At 71.7% G+C, this 15,792-nt stretch carries 9 protein-coding genes and 1 pseudogene; 7 read left to right on the top strand and 3 right to left on the bottom strand.

Annotated features, from left to right (window positions below; all coding sequences use genetic code 11):
- Positions 1 to 172: 172 nt before the first annotated feature.
- Positions 173 to 352, bottom strand: a complete 180-nt coding sequence (locus ACFY1H_RS18765) for a hypothetical protein (RefSeq protein ID WP_386947782.1) — start codon at positions 350 to 352, stop codon at positions 173 to 175.
- A 92-nt stretch (positions 353 to 444) separates the two neighbouring features.
- Here ACFY1H_RS18765 and ACFY1H_RS18760 point away from each other — a divergent pair, with 92 nt between their 5' ends.
- The 5 genes and pseudogenes from ACFY1H_RS18760 (at position 445) to ACFY1H_RS18740 (ending at position 8,968) form a co-directional block, all read left to right on the top strand.
- The gene (locus tag ACFY1H_RS18760; RefSeq protein WP_386947943.1) at positions 445 to 906 is read left to right on the top strand and encodes a DUF5946 family protein; all 462 of its coding nucleotides are present in this window, start codon (positions 445 to 447) and stop codon (positions 904 to 906) included.
- 699 nt (positions 907 to 1,605) lie between these two features.
- The gene (locus ACFY1H_RS18755) at positions 1,606 to 6,618 is read left to right on the top strand and encodes an AAA family ATPase (protein ID WP_386947781.1); all 5,013 of its coding nucleotides are present in this window, start codon (positions 1,606 to 1,608) and stop codon (positions 6,616 to 6,618) included.
- A 294-nt stretch (positions 6,619 to 6,912) separates the two neighbouring features.
- Positions 6,913 to 7,104: pseudogene (locus ACFY1H_RS18750) on the top strand (dienelactone hydrolase family protein); the annotation flags it as partial.
- A gap of 38 nt (positions 7,105 to 7,142) precedes the next feature.
- Entirely contained in the window at positions 7,143 to 7,547 is a 405-nt protein-coding gene (locus ACFY1H_RS18745) for a hypothetical protein (protein WP_386947779.1), read from the top strand.
- A gap of 398 nt (positions 7,548 to 7,945) precedes the next feature.
- The gene (locus ACFY1H_RS18740) at positions 7,946 to 8,968 is read left to right on the top strand and encodes an NAD(P)/FAD-dependent oxidoreductase (RefSeq protein WP_386947778.1); all 1,023 of its coding nucleotides are present in this window, start codon (positions 7,946 to 7,948) and stop codon (positions 8,966 to 8,968) included.
- Positions 8,969 to 9,205: 237 nt separating this feature from the next.
- Here the strand turns inward: ACFY1H_RS18740 and ACFY1H_RS18735 are convergent, their stop codons facing one another.
- Positions 9,206 to 9,958: an MBL fold metallo-hydrolase gene (locus tag ACFY1H_RS18735; RefSeq protein WP_386947776.1), complete on the bottom strand. Its 753-nt coding sequence runs from the start codon at positions 9,956 to 9,958 to the stop codon at positions 9,206 to 9,208.
- A gap of 37 nt (positions 9,959 to 9,995) precedes the next feature.
- Between ACFY1H_RS18735 and ACFY1H_RS18730 the strand changes: the two genes are divergently transcribed.
- On the top strand, positions 9,996 to 10,910 hold the full coding sequence (locus ACFY1H_RS18730; protein WP_386947774.1) for an aminoglycoside phosphotransferase family protein: 915 nt from the start codon (positions 9,996 to 9,998) through the stop codon (positions 10,908 to 10,910).
- A 14-nt stretch (positions 10,911 to 10,924) separates the two neighbouring features.
- Here ACFY1H_RS18730 and ACFY1H_RS18725 read toward each other — a convergent pair whose 3' ends face one another.
- On the bottom strand, positions 10,925 to 11,920 hold the full coding sequence (locus ACFY1H_RS18725; RefSeq protein ID WP_386947772.1) for a helix-turn-helix domain-containing protein: 996 nt from the start codon (positions 11,918 to 11,920) through the stop codon (positions 10,925 to 10,927).
- A gap of 156 nt (positions 11,921 to 12,076) precedes the next feature.
- Between ACFY1H_RS18725 and ACFY1H_RS18720 the strand changes: the two genes are divergently transcribed.
- Positions 12,077 to 15,778 (top strand): S8 family serine peptidase, encoded by a 3,702-nt coding sequence (locus ACFY1H_RS18720; protein WP_386947771.1) that lies wholly within the window; start codon positions 12,077 to 12,079, stop codon positions 15,776 to 15,778.
- Positions 15,779 to 15,792 lie beyond the last annotated feature (14 nt).

Raw genomic sequence — 15,792 nt, 5'->3', positions numbered from 1 at the left:
CTGCTCCCCCCGCGCCGCCGCGGGGCGGGGGGGCCGGGGGGCGCGGGGCCCCCCCCCCCCCCCCCCCCGCGGGGGCCCCCCCCCCCCGGGGCCCCCCCCCCCCCCCACGGCTCGGCCTGACGGTCGCGGTGTGCGCGGTTTCGTCCTCTTCGTGTTCGCCGGTTCCGGCCATCTACCGGATGCCCAATGTTGTTCCCCAGCGGGAAAGGGCCAGCGGCAGCCGGCGGCGCAGCACGTCGCGGGGCAGGTTCTCCCGGGTGGCCACCGAGGCGAACTCGCCGCTGAACTCGGTGAGGAAGTCGGTGTTCTTCAGGATGTCGAGCAGGTCGATCGTGCCCCACCGGCGGGCCACCTCGGCCTTCGGAGCAGCCAGATTGGACGGTTCGCCGCCGGCCCTGGGCCACGGGGTGTCCAGCAGGCCGATTCCGCTGGGATAGTGCGGTGATGCGCCAGTGTCCAGAATGCGGAGCCCCGGTCCTTCCGCACTCGTGCGACACGCTGTTCCAGAGGTTGCTGGCGCTGGATCATTCCCGGCAGGCGCCCTGGGGCCCGCTGCACGGCGTCGCGGTGGCCTGCTTCTTCCTTCAGCATCCGTCCCGCCAGCCCGCCTCGGCTCGGCCGGTGTACTGGGGAATGCTGCACGTCTACCTCCAGGACGGGCCGGCTGGGCTGGCTGCTCTGACCCAACGAGCCCGCCGGCTCAACTCCCACCGAGGCGGGGGAAGAACGCCCCGCGTCAGCGACTTCCCGGACGCCCCACCGATCCCCGACATCGACCCGCCCTCGACCTTCGACACCACCATCGTCGACGTTGCCGGGGACGGCACATTCCGCGCCGAGCACTACGCGGACTCGGTCCGCGCCTGGGTGACCGACACCGTGAAAACCTGGACGCAACCGAGCTGACGACCGCCAGGCTCGGCCGGCGAAAACGCTCGAGTTGAACTACCTGGTGGTCACCGTCGCGCTGCTGATGCTCGTGCGGACGTGGGCCTGGCGAAGTTCCACATGCCCGCGGCGTCGAGCGCGAGCAGGAGCCGGGAAGACGGCAACGGGCGCGCCGGTTTCAGGGTTCGCCCCGTTGGCCGGTATCCCCGAACGCACCTACCGGCGCAAACTCGCCCGGTCACGGGCCGGTGACTCACCGCGTGGCGCCGTGGTTTGCTGCTGCCGTGTGGTTTTCGGGCCGACCGCAAGTCGTCGGCGACGTTCCATCGCCAGGTGTTCCGTGATCCACCCACGCGACGGAACCGGTTGTGGCAAACCGATTTCGGCGGATTCGAGACGACCAGAGGCGGGATCTGGCGGATCTGCGAACCGATTGTGACCACGTCGAGGTCACCGGATCAGCCGACGAGGTGATCGGTAAAGCGGCGGTGCCGATCGCGGTGGTCTCCGACAACGGGCCGTGCTTCCGGGGCGAGGTGTTCAAGACCGCGTTCGCCGGACCTGACCCGCTGCCGCGGCACGTCCGCGCCCGCGTTGGCGCACCGCAAACCAACGGCGTGATCGAGCGATCCGTCACCAGCTCGGCACTTGTCCCGAGGGACGTGCCGCGATGGGCAGGAACTTGTGCAAGCAGGTGGTAAAGCGTAGACACTGGGGATGGGCACAGGCGGGGCCCTACCGGGCCGCGATCCGCCCGACGCGGTCCTGCTGCACCAGAGCACGCGCGCTCGGGTGACCCGAGTGTCCCCGCCGGAGGGCGGTGCTGTCGTTCGCAAGGAGCCGCTGGGGCCGGATGCGCGGCGGCGGCTGCGGCACGAGGTGGCGATCCTGGAGCGGCTGCGCGGTGTCGAGGGCGTCGCGCAGCTGCTGGATGCGCCGCGGTACCCGGGATCGATCGTGCTGGTGGACGCCGGTGACACCACTCTTTCCGGGCCGGCCGAGCCGCCGGCCATCGATGAGCTGATCCGGCTGGCGGCCAAACTGGCCCACGCGGTCGCGGGAATGCACCGCCGCGGAGTGCTGCACCGCGACATCACCCCGGCCAACATCGTCGTCTCCCGGGGCGGGGACCCGTGCCTGGTGGACTTCGCGCTGGCGACGTCGGTCGCCGAGATCCGTCCCGAGTTCACCCACCATAGTGAGATCGTCGGGTCGCTCGCCTACCTCGCCCCCGAGCAGACCGGGCGCACCGGCCGTTCGGTCGACCAGCGCGCGGACCTGTATGCGTTGGGTGCGACGCTTTACGAGCTGGCCACGGGCCGGCCGCCGTTCGGTTCCGGCGACCCGCTGCGCCTGACCCACGATCACCTGGCGCGGGTGCCAGTACCGCCGGCCCAGCTGAACCCGGCGATCCCCGCTCCGCTGTCCGAGATCGTGATGCGGCTGCTGGAAAAGGAACCCGACCACCGCTACCAATCCGCCGAGGGCCTGGCGCACGACCTGCACCAGGTCCGCGACGTCCAGGCGCATCCGGCGGCTCGGGTACGCATCGGCGAGCACGACGTTCCGCAGCGGCTGCTGCCGCCCTCACGGCTGGTGGGACGCGATGCCGAGGTGGCAGCGCTGGAGGTGGCGTTCGAGGAGGCGCTGGCCGGTCGGTGTCAGGGTGTGCTGGTCGGCGGGGCGCCGGGAGTGGGCAAGACCGCGCTGGTCGATCAGCTGCGGTCGGTGGTGACGGGCCGGGACGGCTGGTTCGTGGCCGGCAAGTTCGACCAGTACCGGCGGGATATCGAGTTCAACGCGGGATATCAGGCGTTCCGGGCGTTGGGCCGGCTGTTGCTGGCCGAGCCGGAGGACGTGCTCGCCGCGATTCGTGAACGGATCGTCGATTCGGTCGGGGCGGCCGCGGGTCTGTTGAGCGCGGTGGTGCCGGAGTTCGCCGTGCTGCTGGGGGTGCCGCCGTATGCGGGGGATCCGCTGACCGCGCAGGCGCGCATGCAGCAAGCCGGTGTGCAGGGGCTGCGGGCGATCGCGTCGCGGAACCGGCCGGTGGTGGTGTTCCTCGATGACTTGCAGTGGGGCGGGCGCACCCCGCTCGGTTTCGTCGATCTCGTGCTGTCGGAGGAACCGGTGGAAGGCCTGTTGCTGGTCGGCGCCTACCGTGACGTCGAGGTGGACGCGGCGCATCCGCTGACCGCGCTGATGTCGCGGTGGCGCGAGCAGGCCGGCGTGCGCTGGCTGGGGTTGGAAAATCTGGCGGTGCCGAGCCTGGTCGCCATGGTGGCGGAGATGCTGCGCGCGGATCGCGCGACCGTGGCGGGACTGGCCGAGATGATCAGCGAGCGCACGTCCGGCAACCTGTACGAGACGGTGGAGCTGCTCAACGCGCTGCAGCGGGAGGGCGTGCTCGCGGCGACCGCCGCCGGGTGGCGGTGGGATGACGCCGCGGTGCGGGCTCGGCTGGGCCAGTCCGAGGTGGCCGGGCTGCTGGCGGCGCGGGTCGCGGCGCTGCCGCCGTCCTCGCGGGCGCTGGTCGAGGCGATGGCGTGCCTGGGCGGGCGAACCGAGGTGAGTCTGCTGCAGACCGCCACCGCCGCGCAGGCGGGCGTGGTGGACCAGCAGCTGGCGCCCGCCCTCGACGAGGGCGTCCTGGTGGTCGAGCCGGGACTGCGGGAGGCCGTGCGGTTTCGCCACGACCGCACCCGTGAAGTCATCCTGAGCGGGCTGGACCCGCCTCGGCGCGGCGCCCTGCAGCTGGCGATCGCGCGACGGTTGGCCGGGGTACCGGAGCTGTTCGCGGTGGCGGCCGAGCAGTACCTGCCGGTGATCGACGCCGTCGTCGATGCGGCGGAGCGCCGGCAGGTGGTGGGGCTGCTGCGCCGCGCCGCCGACCAAGCGGCGTTGATCGGCGAGTACACGCTGGTGAACGCGCTGCTGGTCGCCGCGCTGCGGCTGATCGGCTCGGAGGAGACGGCCACCCTGATCCAGGTGCGCACCGGCCGCCACGCCGCCCTCTACAGCCTCGGGAGGCTGGACGAGGCGGACGCGGAGTACCACACGATCGCGCGGCTGTGTCCCGACGCGATCCGACGCGCCGACGCGACAGCGGTGCAGGTGCGCAGCCTGACCCACCGCAAACGCTTCACTGAGGCGATCGATCTGGGCCTGAAGTCGCTGGGCGCGTGCGGCATCACCATCCCGGCCGCCGACCAGCTCGCCGCCGATCTCGACCACCAGTACGAGTACCTGTACCGGTGGCTGGAAACCGACACCGCCGAGGATCTGGTTCGGCCGGAGATCACCGACCCCACGCTGCTCGCTGCCGCCCGCCTCCTCGACGCGACCCTGCCGCCGGTCTCTTTCCTCGCCGACCACACCAGGCTCGCCTGGCTGACCCTGGAAGCCCTGCGGATCTGGCTCGAGCACGGACCCGGACGTACCCTGGTCTGCCCCGCCTGCTTCGCCTCGTACTACACCGTGGTGCAGCGCGGCGACAGCGCCGGATATCGGGCGTTGCGGCGGCTCCGGGCATGGGGCGAAGCCCGCGGCTACGAGCCCGAGACCTCGTACGCGCACTACTACTTCGCCATCCTCAGTTGCTGGTTCGAGCCCCTCGAAAACGGTCTCCACGCCATGCTGCGTGCCCGCGAGGGACTGATCGCAGGTGGCGACCTGGCGTACACCGGCTACACCTATCACTCGATCGAGTACTTCTTGCTCGACTGCCCGCCAACCCTCGACCACCTCGTCGAGCAGCTGGAGGCGGGCGTCGCCTTTGCCCGGCGCACCGGCAACGAACAGATCGGCCAGGTGCTCGACGGTCACCGATGGCTGGCCGGTGTGCTGCGTGGCGGAAGCTCGGACGCGATCGGTACGGCGGATCCCACCGACAGGTACGCCGACAATCCGATGGCGCTTTTGTACGCGCATCTCAGCCGGGCGCTCGCCACCGCCGTCTTCGGCGATCCATCCGGCCTGGCACAGCACACCGCGGCGGCGATGCCGCTACTGCCGGCCATCCTGGGCCACTACACGACCGCCGTGGCCCGCCTGCTGCGTGGGTTGGCCCTGGCCGGGCAAGCCCGCAACACGGCCGGTGACGAGCGCGCCGCTCTGCTGGCCGAGCTGGACGAGACGACGCGGTGGCTGGCTGCACGTGCCGCAGCCGCGCCGGACAACTTCCTGCATCTGCAGCGGTGGCTGGAGGCCGAGCGGGCGTGGGTGGTGGGGGATGCCCGGGCCGCCGAGCTGGCGTTCGACGCCGCTCGCCGCGAGGTCGCCGGCCGTGCGCGGCCCTGGCACCGGGCGTTGATCACCGAACGCGCAGCCCGCTTCTACCTGGCCCGCGGCCTGGACCGCGTCGGCGGTGAGCTGCTCGCCCAGGCCCGCCAGACCTATGCCGCCTGGGGCGCGAGCGCGAAGGTCGACCAACTCGACTGGGCCTACCCCAGACTGCGGCCACACTCCGACGTGACCACTGGGCCGAGCGGAGATCCGCCCGCTCATCTGGCGCAGCAAACCGGCCCGGTCACCACCGGCACCCTGGACCTGCTGGGCATCCTGGCCGCCTCCCAGGCCCTGAGCTCCGAGACCAGCATCGAACGCCTGCGAACTCGCGTCATCGAGGTCCTCAGCGCGCTGACCGGCGCCACCGGTGTGCAGCTGCTGCTGTGGAACCCCGAACGCGACGACTGGCTGCTCCCCGCTCCCGACAGCGAGACCGGCACCACCGAGAGCCAAGACACCACTCAGATCGGACGCACCGCCCCGAGCGCCGCCGGGGAAACCATGGTCCCGCTGTCTGTGCTCCGCTATGTCCAACGCCTCGGCGAATCGGTGCTGGTCGCCGACGCCACCGAGGACGACCGCTTCGCCCGTGACCCCTACTTCTCCGACTTCGACCGCTGCGCCCTCCTGGCCGTGCCCATCCTCAGCCGCGGCAGCCTGCGGGCGGTGTTGCTGCTGGAGAACCGGCTGATCCGCGCCGCGTTCACCGCCGAGCGGCTCGACGCGGTCAGCCTCATCGCCGGGCAACTGGCCGTCTCGCTGGACAACGCGCAGCTCTACGCCGAGCTGACAACCTCACGCGCCCGCGTCGTCACCACCGCCGACCAGACCCGCCGCCGCATCGAGCGCGATCTTCACGACGGCGCGCAACAACGGCTGGTTTCCCTCGCTCTCCACGCCCGCACGGCACAAGCATCAGCACGTCTCGACGACACCGACCTCCGAGCCCAGCTGGACAATCTCGCCACCGAAGCGATCACCGCACTCGACGAACTGCGCGAGCTCGCCCGCGGCATCCACCCGGCCGTCCTCGCCAACGGTGGGCTGCACTCCGCGCTCAAAGCCCTGTCCCGCCGCTCGTCGGTCCCGGTCGAGCTGGATGTGACCATCCCGCAGCGGCTGCCCGAACAATTCGAGATCGCCGCCTACTACCTGGTCGCCGAAGCTCTGACCAACACCGCCAAGCACGCGCACGCCACCACCGTCGGCGTCACGATCGACACCACCGACCAGGAGACCGGCGACGTCCTGCGCGTCCGCGTCCGCGATGACGGCCGCGGCGGCGCCGACCTCACCCGCGGCACCGGCCTCGTCGGGCTCAAGGACCGGGCCGAAGCACTCGGCGGCCGACTGGTGATCCACAGCGCCTCCGGCGCAGGCACCACCCTGCATGCCGAACTCCCGTTGCCACACGCCCACAAGGCCCGGGACCACCGAAGATGATCTGAGCCGCAAGGTCGGGGCTTCTCGCTGTCAGATCGGGGTGCGAACGGTCCCGGCAAGTCCTGCTTCATCACTACTGGCCGTCGCCAAGCACGACGACGCCGAGCGGGCAGTTGCCCGTCGACGTGCGCCCGACCCAGCTGGGAATGCAGACGCGCAGCATCGATGACGCGCCTCGTGGTCATCGGGCGCTGTCGGTGTCGAGCCCGCGGTTGGCACGCTGGGCGGTGACAGAAACCATGCGCACCAGTCGCCCACGTCACGTATTTGTAAACAAAAACATTCCGCCTCGGGGGCCAGGACCAGTTCATTCCGCGCTCGGACGTGCGCGTTGTCGAGGAAGCGGTGGCTTCCCACCCGGGCACCGAAATCCACGTCCAGGAGGACGCCGGACACACCTTCCACAACCGGGTGGCGCACATGTTCTACCGACCTGAGGCGGCGCAGACGTGGGCGCTGACGGTGGAGTTCCCGAGCAAGACGTAGTGGCCATAGGGGTGGCATCACGACTGTAGGGTCAGCCGGTGACCGCCGAGCACATTGACTGGGGTGGACAGCGCGAGGATGGGCCGACGGCCGAAGAGCTCGCCTTCACAACATCGCTCAACGCATTGGCTCCAGGACTGGACTACTGGCTGCACGCGGACGACGACGGCACACCGTGGCTACTGGTGTCCCTCGATCTCATCCAGGAACACGTCATTCGCGACACTCTGCGTCTGGACTTCGACGCCCGCGGACTCCGCAGCGGCTGGAGCCCGTCTTGCCTCAATTGGGACGACGGGGTGAGAGCCGAGGAGGCCCTGATCGACCTGGCAGGACCCGACGGTCTGCTTGTCCCAGCGAACGGATCGTCGGTCGAGGACCTGGCTCGGCGCGCTGCCGAGTGGTTCACCCATCCAAAGCAGGGACGATGGGCCCACTCGTGAGCGGCGCCCGCTTCGCGCGAGACACGAGTATGTAAACAAAACTCACTCCGCCTCGGTGGGCAGGATCCGTTCATTCCGCGCTCGGATGTCGCTGTGGTGGAAGCGGCGGTCATCGGGCATCCGGGAGCGGAGATCCACGTTGTGGAAGACGCCGGGCACGCCTTCCCAACCGGGTGGCGCCGATGTTCTACCGGCCGGAGGCGGCTGCTCGGGCGTGGGACCTGACAGTGGAGTTCCTGCAGCGGACTCTGCCGGTCTCGCCTCCGACCGCGTGACGGCTGGACCGAGGCGCCGCCGACCCTCGAGTGGCGATGGGACGGGAGGATCACGGCCCGACCACACTTCCCCACTCGCCCTCTGAACAGAGCGAAGCCCCCGCCGACCGTAAGATCATCGCCGTGGGGAGCCCGCCGATAAGCAGGAACCTGGTGGTCGTCGGCGCCGGAATCGTCGGCGCGTCGGTGGCGTATCACGCCGCGCGGGCCGGTGCTGGCGTGACGCTGGTCGACGGTGGGCGGGTGGGCGCCGGTGTGACGGCGGAATCGTTCGCCTGGATCGGAGCGGCGGGGGTGCGCACCGGTCCGGCCGCCGGGCTGCGGGTGACCGCGGCGGCGGAGTACCGCCGGCTCGGGGCCGAGCTGCCGGGACTCCCCGTGACCTGGTCCGGCTCACTGTCCTGGGGCGCGGCGGACACCGCGCCGGAGGCCGGGCCTGGGCAGGAGATCGTGGACGCCGAGACGGTGGCGACACTCGAGCCCACCCTGCGCCGGCCCCCGGAGTGGGCCGTCTGGGCGCCCGGTGACGGCGCCGCCGACCCGGTGGGCGTGACCGAGCGGCTGGTCGCGGGCGCCCGCGACCACGGTGCCCGGGTTCATCCGGACACCCCGGCCATCGCCGTCCGCCGGGACACCGCGGGGCGGGTTGCCGGGGTCGAGACGGCCGCGGGACCCCTCGCCGGCGCGACCGTGGTGCTCGCGGCCGGAGTGGCGACGGCCGCGCTGGCCGCGCCGCTCGGCATTCGCGTCCCGGTCGAACCGTCGCCGGCGACGCTCTTCCGGCTCCGCGCCCCGGCCGGGCTGGTCCGCACCGTGGTCCACAACGGGGACTTCGATCTCCGGCAGGTCGCCACGGATCGGCTCCACGCCGCCGCGGACTCGCCCGAGCGGACGCTCGCCGCCGTCCGCTCCACCTTCCGCGGCGCCGCGGACGTCGAGCTGCTCAGCGCACGCGTCGGCGTGCGCCCCATGCCGGCCGACGGCGAGCCGATCATTGGCCCGGTCCCCGAAGTGCCCGGCCTCTACCTGGCGGTGATGCACTCGGCGGTCACGCTCGCCGCGGCCGTGGGCCGCCTGGTCGCGCAGGAGCTGGTCGACGCAACAGTCGAGCCTGCGCTGGCGGGCTGCCGCCTCGACCGCTTCTAGTGTCCGCGTGCTCTCGTCGATCAAGTCCTGAAATTCCTTGAGGGAAACGGAATTCGCGCTTGGACACCGACGGCCGCGGCGGTCGGATTCCGTCGCGCCAGGTGAACAAAGCTCGGTGGCGTCCGGATGTCGCCGTGATCGAGACAGCGGTGGGCTCGCATCCGATGTTCAGCCACTGTCCGTGCGGGAGCTGACGGTGGAGTTCTTACGTCGAACGTTGCCGGCCTGAAGGCAGGGTCAACCGGCCGCGGATCGCTCCAGGTTCGCCTGGTGCGCGCGCGCGAGCCAGTCCTGTTCGAGCCGCACGTCCACCGGCTCCTCGCCTCGCCGCAGAGCCTCGAGATACGCACGGTCGGCGGCAAAGCGGGCCGCCACCTCAGGCCCCGAAGCGACGGCTCCGTGGCCGGGCACCACGACGTCGACGTGGCGAGCCGCCTCGTCGAGCCGGTCGAGGGCCGCCGCGTAGGCGGCCGGCTGGCCGGGGCGGCGGGGGTCCAGCAGGGGGATCAGGACGTCGGACAGCATGTCGCCGGCGAGGAGGACGCCGCGGTCCGCGAGGAGAACCGCGGCGTGGCCGGGGGCGTGCGCGTCGTGCTCGACGAGGGCGCCCGGCAGCGGGCCGCCGTCCGCGGGCAGCGCGGTGACCAGCGCGACCAGGTCGAGCGGGACGCCCGACGTGCTCTCCGCCGCCATCGCCTGCGCGCGCTCGCGGGCACCGCTCGCGACCTCGGCGCAGGCGGCCGTGGCGTAGCGCGGCACGTCGCCGAAACGGGAGTGCCAGAGCAGGTGGTCCCAGTGCGGGTGGGTCGCGAAGCCGGCAACGACCGGAATCCCGAGCCGCGCCACGTCGTCGGCGAGCTCGTCCAGCTCGGCGCCGCTGATGCCGGGGTCGACGAGGACCAGCCCGCCGTCCCCGCGCACGACCGTCGCGTTGCTCCAGACCCACTCGCTCTGCCGCACCCAGACGCCGTCGGCCACCTGATTCAGCATCGGTCCACTGTGTCAGGTGCCCAGCCCGGAAGCGAGGGTGAAGCCGGCCGTCAGGGTGGAGACTTCCGGAGTGGACATGGCTGACGTCGGTGCCCGCTTGGCGGAGCGGTTCGGTCCCGCGGCCGCGGATTGGCTCGCTGAGGTTCCGGCCGTCGCCGCGCGGCTGTCCTCCCGGTGGGGCCTCGCGCTCGGAGAGTTTTTCGCGAGCGGCGCCTCGTCGGTGGTCATGCGCTGCCGATGGCCCGACGGGAGGCCGGCGGTTCTCAAGCTCAGCCCGGATCGGGCGCTGCTGACCAAACAGGTGCGGATGCTGCGCGTGTTCGCGCCATCGGGTCGGGTGCCGGTCGTCTTGGCCGCAGACGGCGAAGCCGGGGCGATGGTCATGGAGGAGGTCGTGCCCGGCACCGAGGCCGAAAGCCTGCCTCGGCAAGCGATGCCGCAGCGGTGGGGCGAATTGCTTGCCGCGCTGCACGCCGTGGCCCCGCCCGCGGACTGGCCGTGGGACCTGCGTGGCCGGTGTGACGAGGCCTTCGCCCGGATCGGCCGGAAGCGGTCCGACTCGGCCGTCGGTGCGCGGATCGATCAGGACACCTGGCAGCGCGCGGTTCGGCGCGGCGAGACGCTGCTGGCCACGCAGACCAGGCTCGTGTTGGTGCACGGCGACCTGCATCTCGGCAACGTCCTCGACGGCGGCCCGTCGCGGGGACTGGTCGCGATCGACCCGAAGGCGTGCGTCGGCGATCCGTGCTTCGATGCCGTCGACTACGTGGTGGCCGGTGCCGGGCACGAGGGTGTCACGGTCCGTTGCCGCCAGGTCGCGGCCGCGTGCGGGCTCGACGAAAACCGGCTGTACGCCTGGAGCCAGGTGATCGCACCGATGGCAGCCATCGCGCGCCTCACCCGAGGCGGTCCGGAGCCGGAGATCGAGGCACTGCTCGCCCTGGCCCGTTGATCAAGACAGGACGTTCACAACCAGCCGCGGCGTTCGGCCAGGCTGCCGGCCTGAAAGCGGGTCGACGCGCCCAGCTCGGTCATCAGGCGTTGGAGCCGGCGGTAGGTCGTGCGGGTGCTCCAGCCGTTCACGCGGGCGATGGCCGTGTCGGTCAAGCCCGCCATCATCATCGTGAGCAGGGCGCGCGTTTCGTCGTCCGGGCGGGGACCGCCGCCGAACGGGCCCGGTGTCACGGCGGACGCGTCGAGCGGCGCGGCCTGGGCCCACTCACCCTCGAAGAGGGCCTCCAGCGCCGTGAGGAGGGGGGAGCGGCGGACGAGGTAGGCGACCTGCAGGCCGCTGTGGCTGAGGTCGAACGGGATGAGGGCGTCCTGGTCGTCGCGGATGATGAGTTTGATGGGGAGGGTGCGGCGGGTCCGGGCTTCTTCGCCGCCGCGGACGGCGGGCAGGATGTCGGTCTCCAGTTTCTGGGGCCAGGCCACCGCGTCGAGGCTGTAGATCACGCGGTGCGCGACGCCGTCGTTCTGGTGGCGGGCGATCTGCGCCTGGGTGTTGCGGGCGGCGCCCTCGCCGCCGGGCGGCTCGTAGTAGGGCGGCGTGTCGAACACGCGGACCTGGTGCAGCGCCTCGGATTCCAGGTGCGCGACGGCCGCGGCGATCGTTTCGCGGTCGGTGAGCTGCTCGATCACGAGCTCGGGGCTCGTCCGGTGCGCGCTGCGGTGGATCTCCGACAGCGAGTGCACCTTCGCGCGCGCCGCGCTCAGTTCGCGTTCCCGCTGCTGCACGAGCTGGTTGATCGCGATGTCCGGCGGAGCGGCCAGGTACCGCGCCGGGTTGCCGCTCGCGGCCACCAGGTGCTTGTCGACGAGGGCGTCGAGCGTCCGCTGCAACGGGCCGGCCGGGCCCGACAGATGGTCGGCGAGCGCGGCGACCGTCGACCCGGGCAGGGCGACGAGCGCTTCATAGACCCGTTCCTCGTCGGCGGACAACCCCAGGACCCCGAGCTCCATGCGAATGTCCTACCCGAGTTGTCGAGATTGTGCCAGGTGGCAGTGAGCAGCCACGCAGGGATCTTGTGACGGGTTCCGGCGGCTGGCACTGTTCGGCCGTTCCGGTGTGGCAAGTGCGCTCGCCGGTCTGCCCCTGCGCAGAAAGGAATCCCCTCGTTGAGAACTTCACGCAAGCGTCGGGCCGTCGCGGCGGCCGCGTGCCTCGCGTCGTCGCTCAGCACGATCCTGGTCGCCGGCCCGGCCTCGGCCGCCGCCGGCAGATCGTCGGGGCCCACGGCCCCGTCAACCCACACCGTCACCCTGGTCACCGGTGATGTCGTCACGGTGAACACGACCGGCGACGCCGGTGACAGCGGGGGGACGATCTCGGTCAAGGGCCCGGACGGCGGCCCCTCCGACGCGCGGATCCTCGAGTCGGCGGGCGACGTGTACGTCTACCCGTCCTCGGCGATGTCCTACCTCGCCAAGGGAATCCTCGACCGGCGCCTCTTCGACGTCACGGACCTGATCGCCGCCGGCTACGACGACGCCCACCGCGCCGACCTGCCCCTGATCGTCTCGTACACCAACGCTTCCCCGGGATTCCGCGCGAACACCGCGCCCCGCGGCTCGGCCCTGGTGCGGCCGCTGGCGAGCGTCGACGGCGCCGCCGTCACCGAGAACCACGCGCAGGCGCGGGACTTCTGGACCGCGGTGACAGCAGGGGCGTCGTCCTTCGCGGCCGCACCGGCGTTCGCCGGCGGCATCAAGCAGATCTGGCTCGACGGCAAGGTCTACGCCGACCTGGCCGAGTCGACCGCGCAGATCGGCGCGCCCGAGGTCTGGACCGGTGGCGACACCGGCCAGGGCGTCGACGTCGCGGTGCTCGACACCGGCGTGGACGAGGGCCACCCCGACCTGGCCGGACGCATCGTCGACACGCGCAGCTTCGTTCCCGGCGAGGACGTCAAGGACCTCCACGGCCACGGCACCCACGTCGCCTCCACGATCGCCGGCACGGGCGCCGCGTCCGGCGGCACCGAAAAGGGTGTCGCCCCGGGCGCTCGGCTGCACATCGGCAAGGTGCTCGCGAACTCCGGCTCCGGCAGCGACTCCGAGATCCTCGCCGGCATGGAATGGGCGGCCGTCGACGAGCACGCCAAGATCATCAACATGAGCCTGGGCACGCAGGAGCCCTCCGACGGCACAGACCCGATGTCCCAGGCGGTGGACCGGCTCAGCGCGCAGACCGGCGCGCTGTTCGTGATCGCCGCGGGCAACACCTCCGGCGCCGGCACCGTCAGCTCGCCCGGCGCCGCCGACGCGGCGCTGACCGTGGGCGCCGTGGACAGCACCGACCACCTCGCCGACTTCTCGAGCCAGGGCCCCCGCGTCGGCGACGGCGCGCTCAAGCCGGAGATCACCGCCCCCGGCGTCGACATCCTCGCCGCGCGGTCGCAGTACGCGGCCGAAGGCGAGGGCTTCTACCAAACGCTCAGCGGCACGTCGATGTCCACGCCGCACGTGGTCGGCGCCGCCGCGCTGCTCGCCGCGGAGCACCCCGAGCTCACCGGCGCCCAGCTGAAGGACCTGCTGACCAGCACCTCGAAGCAGACGCCCGACTACACCGCGTTCCAGGCCGGCAGCGGCCGCGTGGACGTCGCGGCCGCCGCCCGCGCCGGGATCTTCGCCTCCGCCACCGCGTACGCCGGGCAGAACGGCTCGGACGCGGTCAGCCGCCCGGTGACGTACACGAATTTCGGTGCCACGCCGGTGAACCTCGCCCTGTCGGTCGCCGCGCCCGGCGTGCCGAAGGGCCTGTTCACGCTGTCGGCCGACCACGTCACCGTGCCCGCGCACGGCACCGCCGCGGTCACCGTGACCATCGACCCGCACGCCGCGCCCACCGGGTCCGACGGCTTCACCGGCCAGATCCTGGCCACCGGTCCCGACGGCGCCGCCGCCGCGCACACCGCCGTCTCGCTCGGCGCGCTGACGCACCTGCTGACCATCAACGTGAAGGACTCCGCCGGACAACCCGCGTCGGCCTTCGTCATCGTGCTCCGCGCGGGCGACCCGAACCCGATCCCGGTGCCGGTCGACGGCAGCGTCAGCTTCTACACGCCCGACGACCAGTACTCGGCGCTCGGTTTCCTGACCGTGCCGGGTGTCCACGGGCCGAACTCCCAGGGCGTGGCGCTGCTCGGCGATCCCGACTTCACGTTCGATGGGGACCGCACGATCACCCTCGACGCCGGCCACGTCCGGCTGGTCGACGAGACCACCCCGCAGCCCGGCGTCCCCAGCTACCTGCGGCTCGAGTACTCACGGATGCTCAACCAGGACGGCCGCTGGCACGACTTCGGCCTCGCCGACGCGGGCGTCGACAGCCTGTGGATCCAGCCGCAGGGCAAGGTGACACACGGCGACTTCGTCGTCGGTGCGCGGTGGCGCAAGGAACAGCCGGCGCTCACGGTTTCCGCCCGGGGCACCGACTACACCGACGTCCTGCGGCAGGCGGGCGTCACCCCGTTGCCCGACGGAACCCGGAACCTGCCGCTCGTCTGGGCGGGCAACGGTGCGCCGTCGGACTACGCGGGCCTCAACGCACGGGGCAAGGCGGTGGTCATCCGGCGTACCGCGTCGGCGAACCCGGCCGGGCTGGCCCAGGCCGCGGCCGACGCCGGGGCCAAGCTGCTGCTGGTGGCCAACGACCGGCCCGGGCGCCAGAGCCTGTTCTTCGGCACGGACTCGCTGCACCCGAGCCCCGTCGACGTCGGGCTCCTCAGCCTCGACGAGGGCACCAAGCTGATCGCGCAGGCGAAGCAGCGCAACGCGACGCTGCGGACGGAGTCGCACCCGGCGCCGGCGTACCTCTACGACCTCATGCACACGTGGGACAACGACCTGCCCAAGGACATGGTCGTCCACGCGACGGGCAAGAACCTCGCGCGCGTCGACGAGACGTTCGCGGGTGCCGTCCCCAGCGGCGGCGGTGAGGAGTGGCGGTACGACTTCCCGTCGTACTCCGAGTGGGGCATCGGGACCTACGTCGCGATGGCCGCCAGCGGCCACCGCACCGACTGGGTCACCACCGACGGCGCGAACCGCTGGGGCCACGAGGTGACCGACGGCGTGCTGGGTGAGTGGGGCGTCGCGCGGACGTACCGGCCCGGCACCGTGACCGACGACGACTGGTTCACCCCGATCCAGCGGCCGTACCTGAACAACAACTACCTCGGCCCGACGCGCACCGGCGACCAGATGCGGATCGACGTGCCGGGCTACGGCAACGCCGACCACGTCGGCGCGATCTCCGACGCACAGCACTCGAGCCAGACCGTGACGCTGTTCCAGGGCGACACGAAGCTGGGCGAATCCGACAACGGGCTCATCATGTATCCCACCGCACCCAGCTCCGGGCCGCGGCAGTACCGCCTCGTCGTGGCGAACCAGCGCGACGCGGCGCTGAGCCCCTACTCGTCCTCGACCACGACGGCGTGGACGTTCACCTCGGCCGCCCCGAAGGTCTCCGGTGAACAGGACCTGTTGCCACTGCTGCAGATCCGCTACGACCTCGACGCCACCGGACCCGTGGCCCGCAACTCGAAGCTCGGCGTCACCGTCGAGCAGCGCGCCCCGGTGTCCGTGGGCCTGACCCCGGTCTCTATCGCGGGCGGCGGCACCGTCCGCGCACCCCGCGTGGAGGTCTCCTACGACGACGGCACCACCTGGACCCACCTCTCCGACGACCACCGAGGCGGTTACCGGCTGGACGCCCCGAAGAAGGCGCGGTTCGCCTCGCTGCGGGTGACCGGTTCGGATTCCGCGGGCAACTCCGTCACGCAGACGATCGTGCGGGCTTTCGGGCTTCGCTGACCGTTTTCCTGCGG

Origin of the sequence: Amycolatopsis sp. NPDC001319 (genome assembly GCF_042896185.1) — a bacterium.
GTDB lineage: Bacteria > Actinomycetota > Actinomycetes > Mycobacteriales > Pseudonocardiaceae > Amycolatopsis.
The sequence above is the reverse complement of the archived record's forward strand: the minus strand, read 5'-3'. Positions and strand labels throughout refer to the sequence as shown.

What these genes read in the sequence shown, in the direction of transcription:
- ACFY1H_RS18735 (WP_386947776.1), bottom strand. Translation starts at nt 9,958, where the DNA reads ATGCTGAATCAGGTGGCCGACGGCGTCTGGGTGCGGCAGAGCGAGTGG.
- ACFY1H_RS18725 (WP_386947772.1), bottom strand. Translation starts at nt 11,920, where the DNA reads ATGGAGCTCGGGGTCCTGGGGTTGTCCGCCGACGAGGAACGGGTCTAT.
- ACFY1H_RS18760 (WP_386947943.1), top strand. Translation starts at nt 445, where the DNA reads ATGCGCCAGTGTCCAGAATGCGGAGCCCCGGTCCTTCCGCACTCGTGC.
- ACFY1H_RS18755 (WP_386947781.1), top strand. Translation starts at nt 1,606, where the DNA reads ATGGGCACAGGCGGGGCCCTACCGGGCCGCGATCCGCCCGACGCGGTC.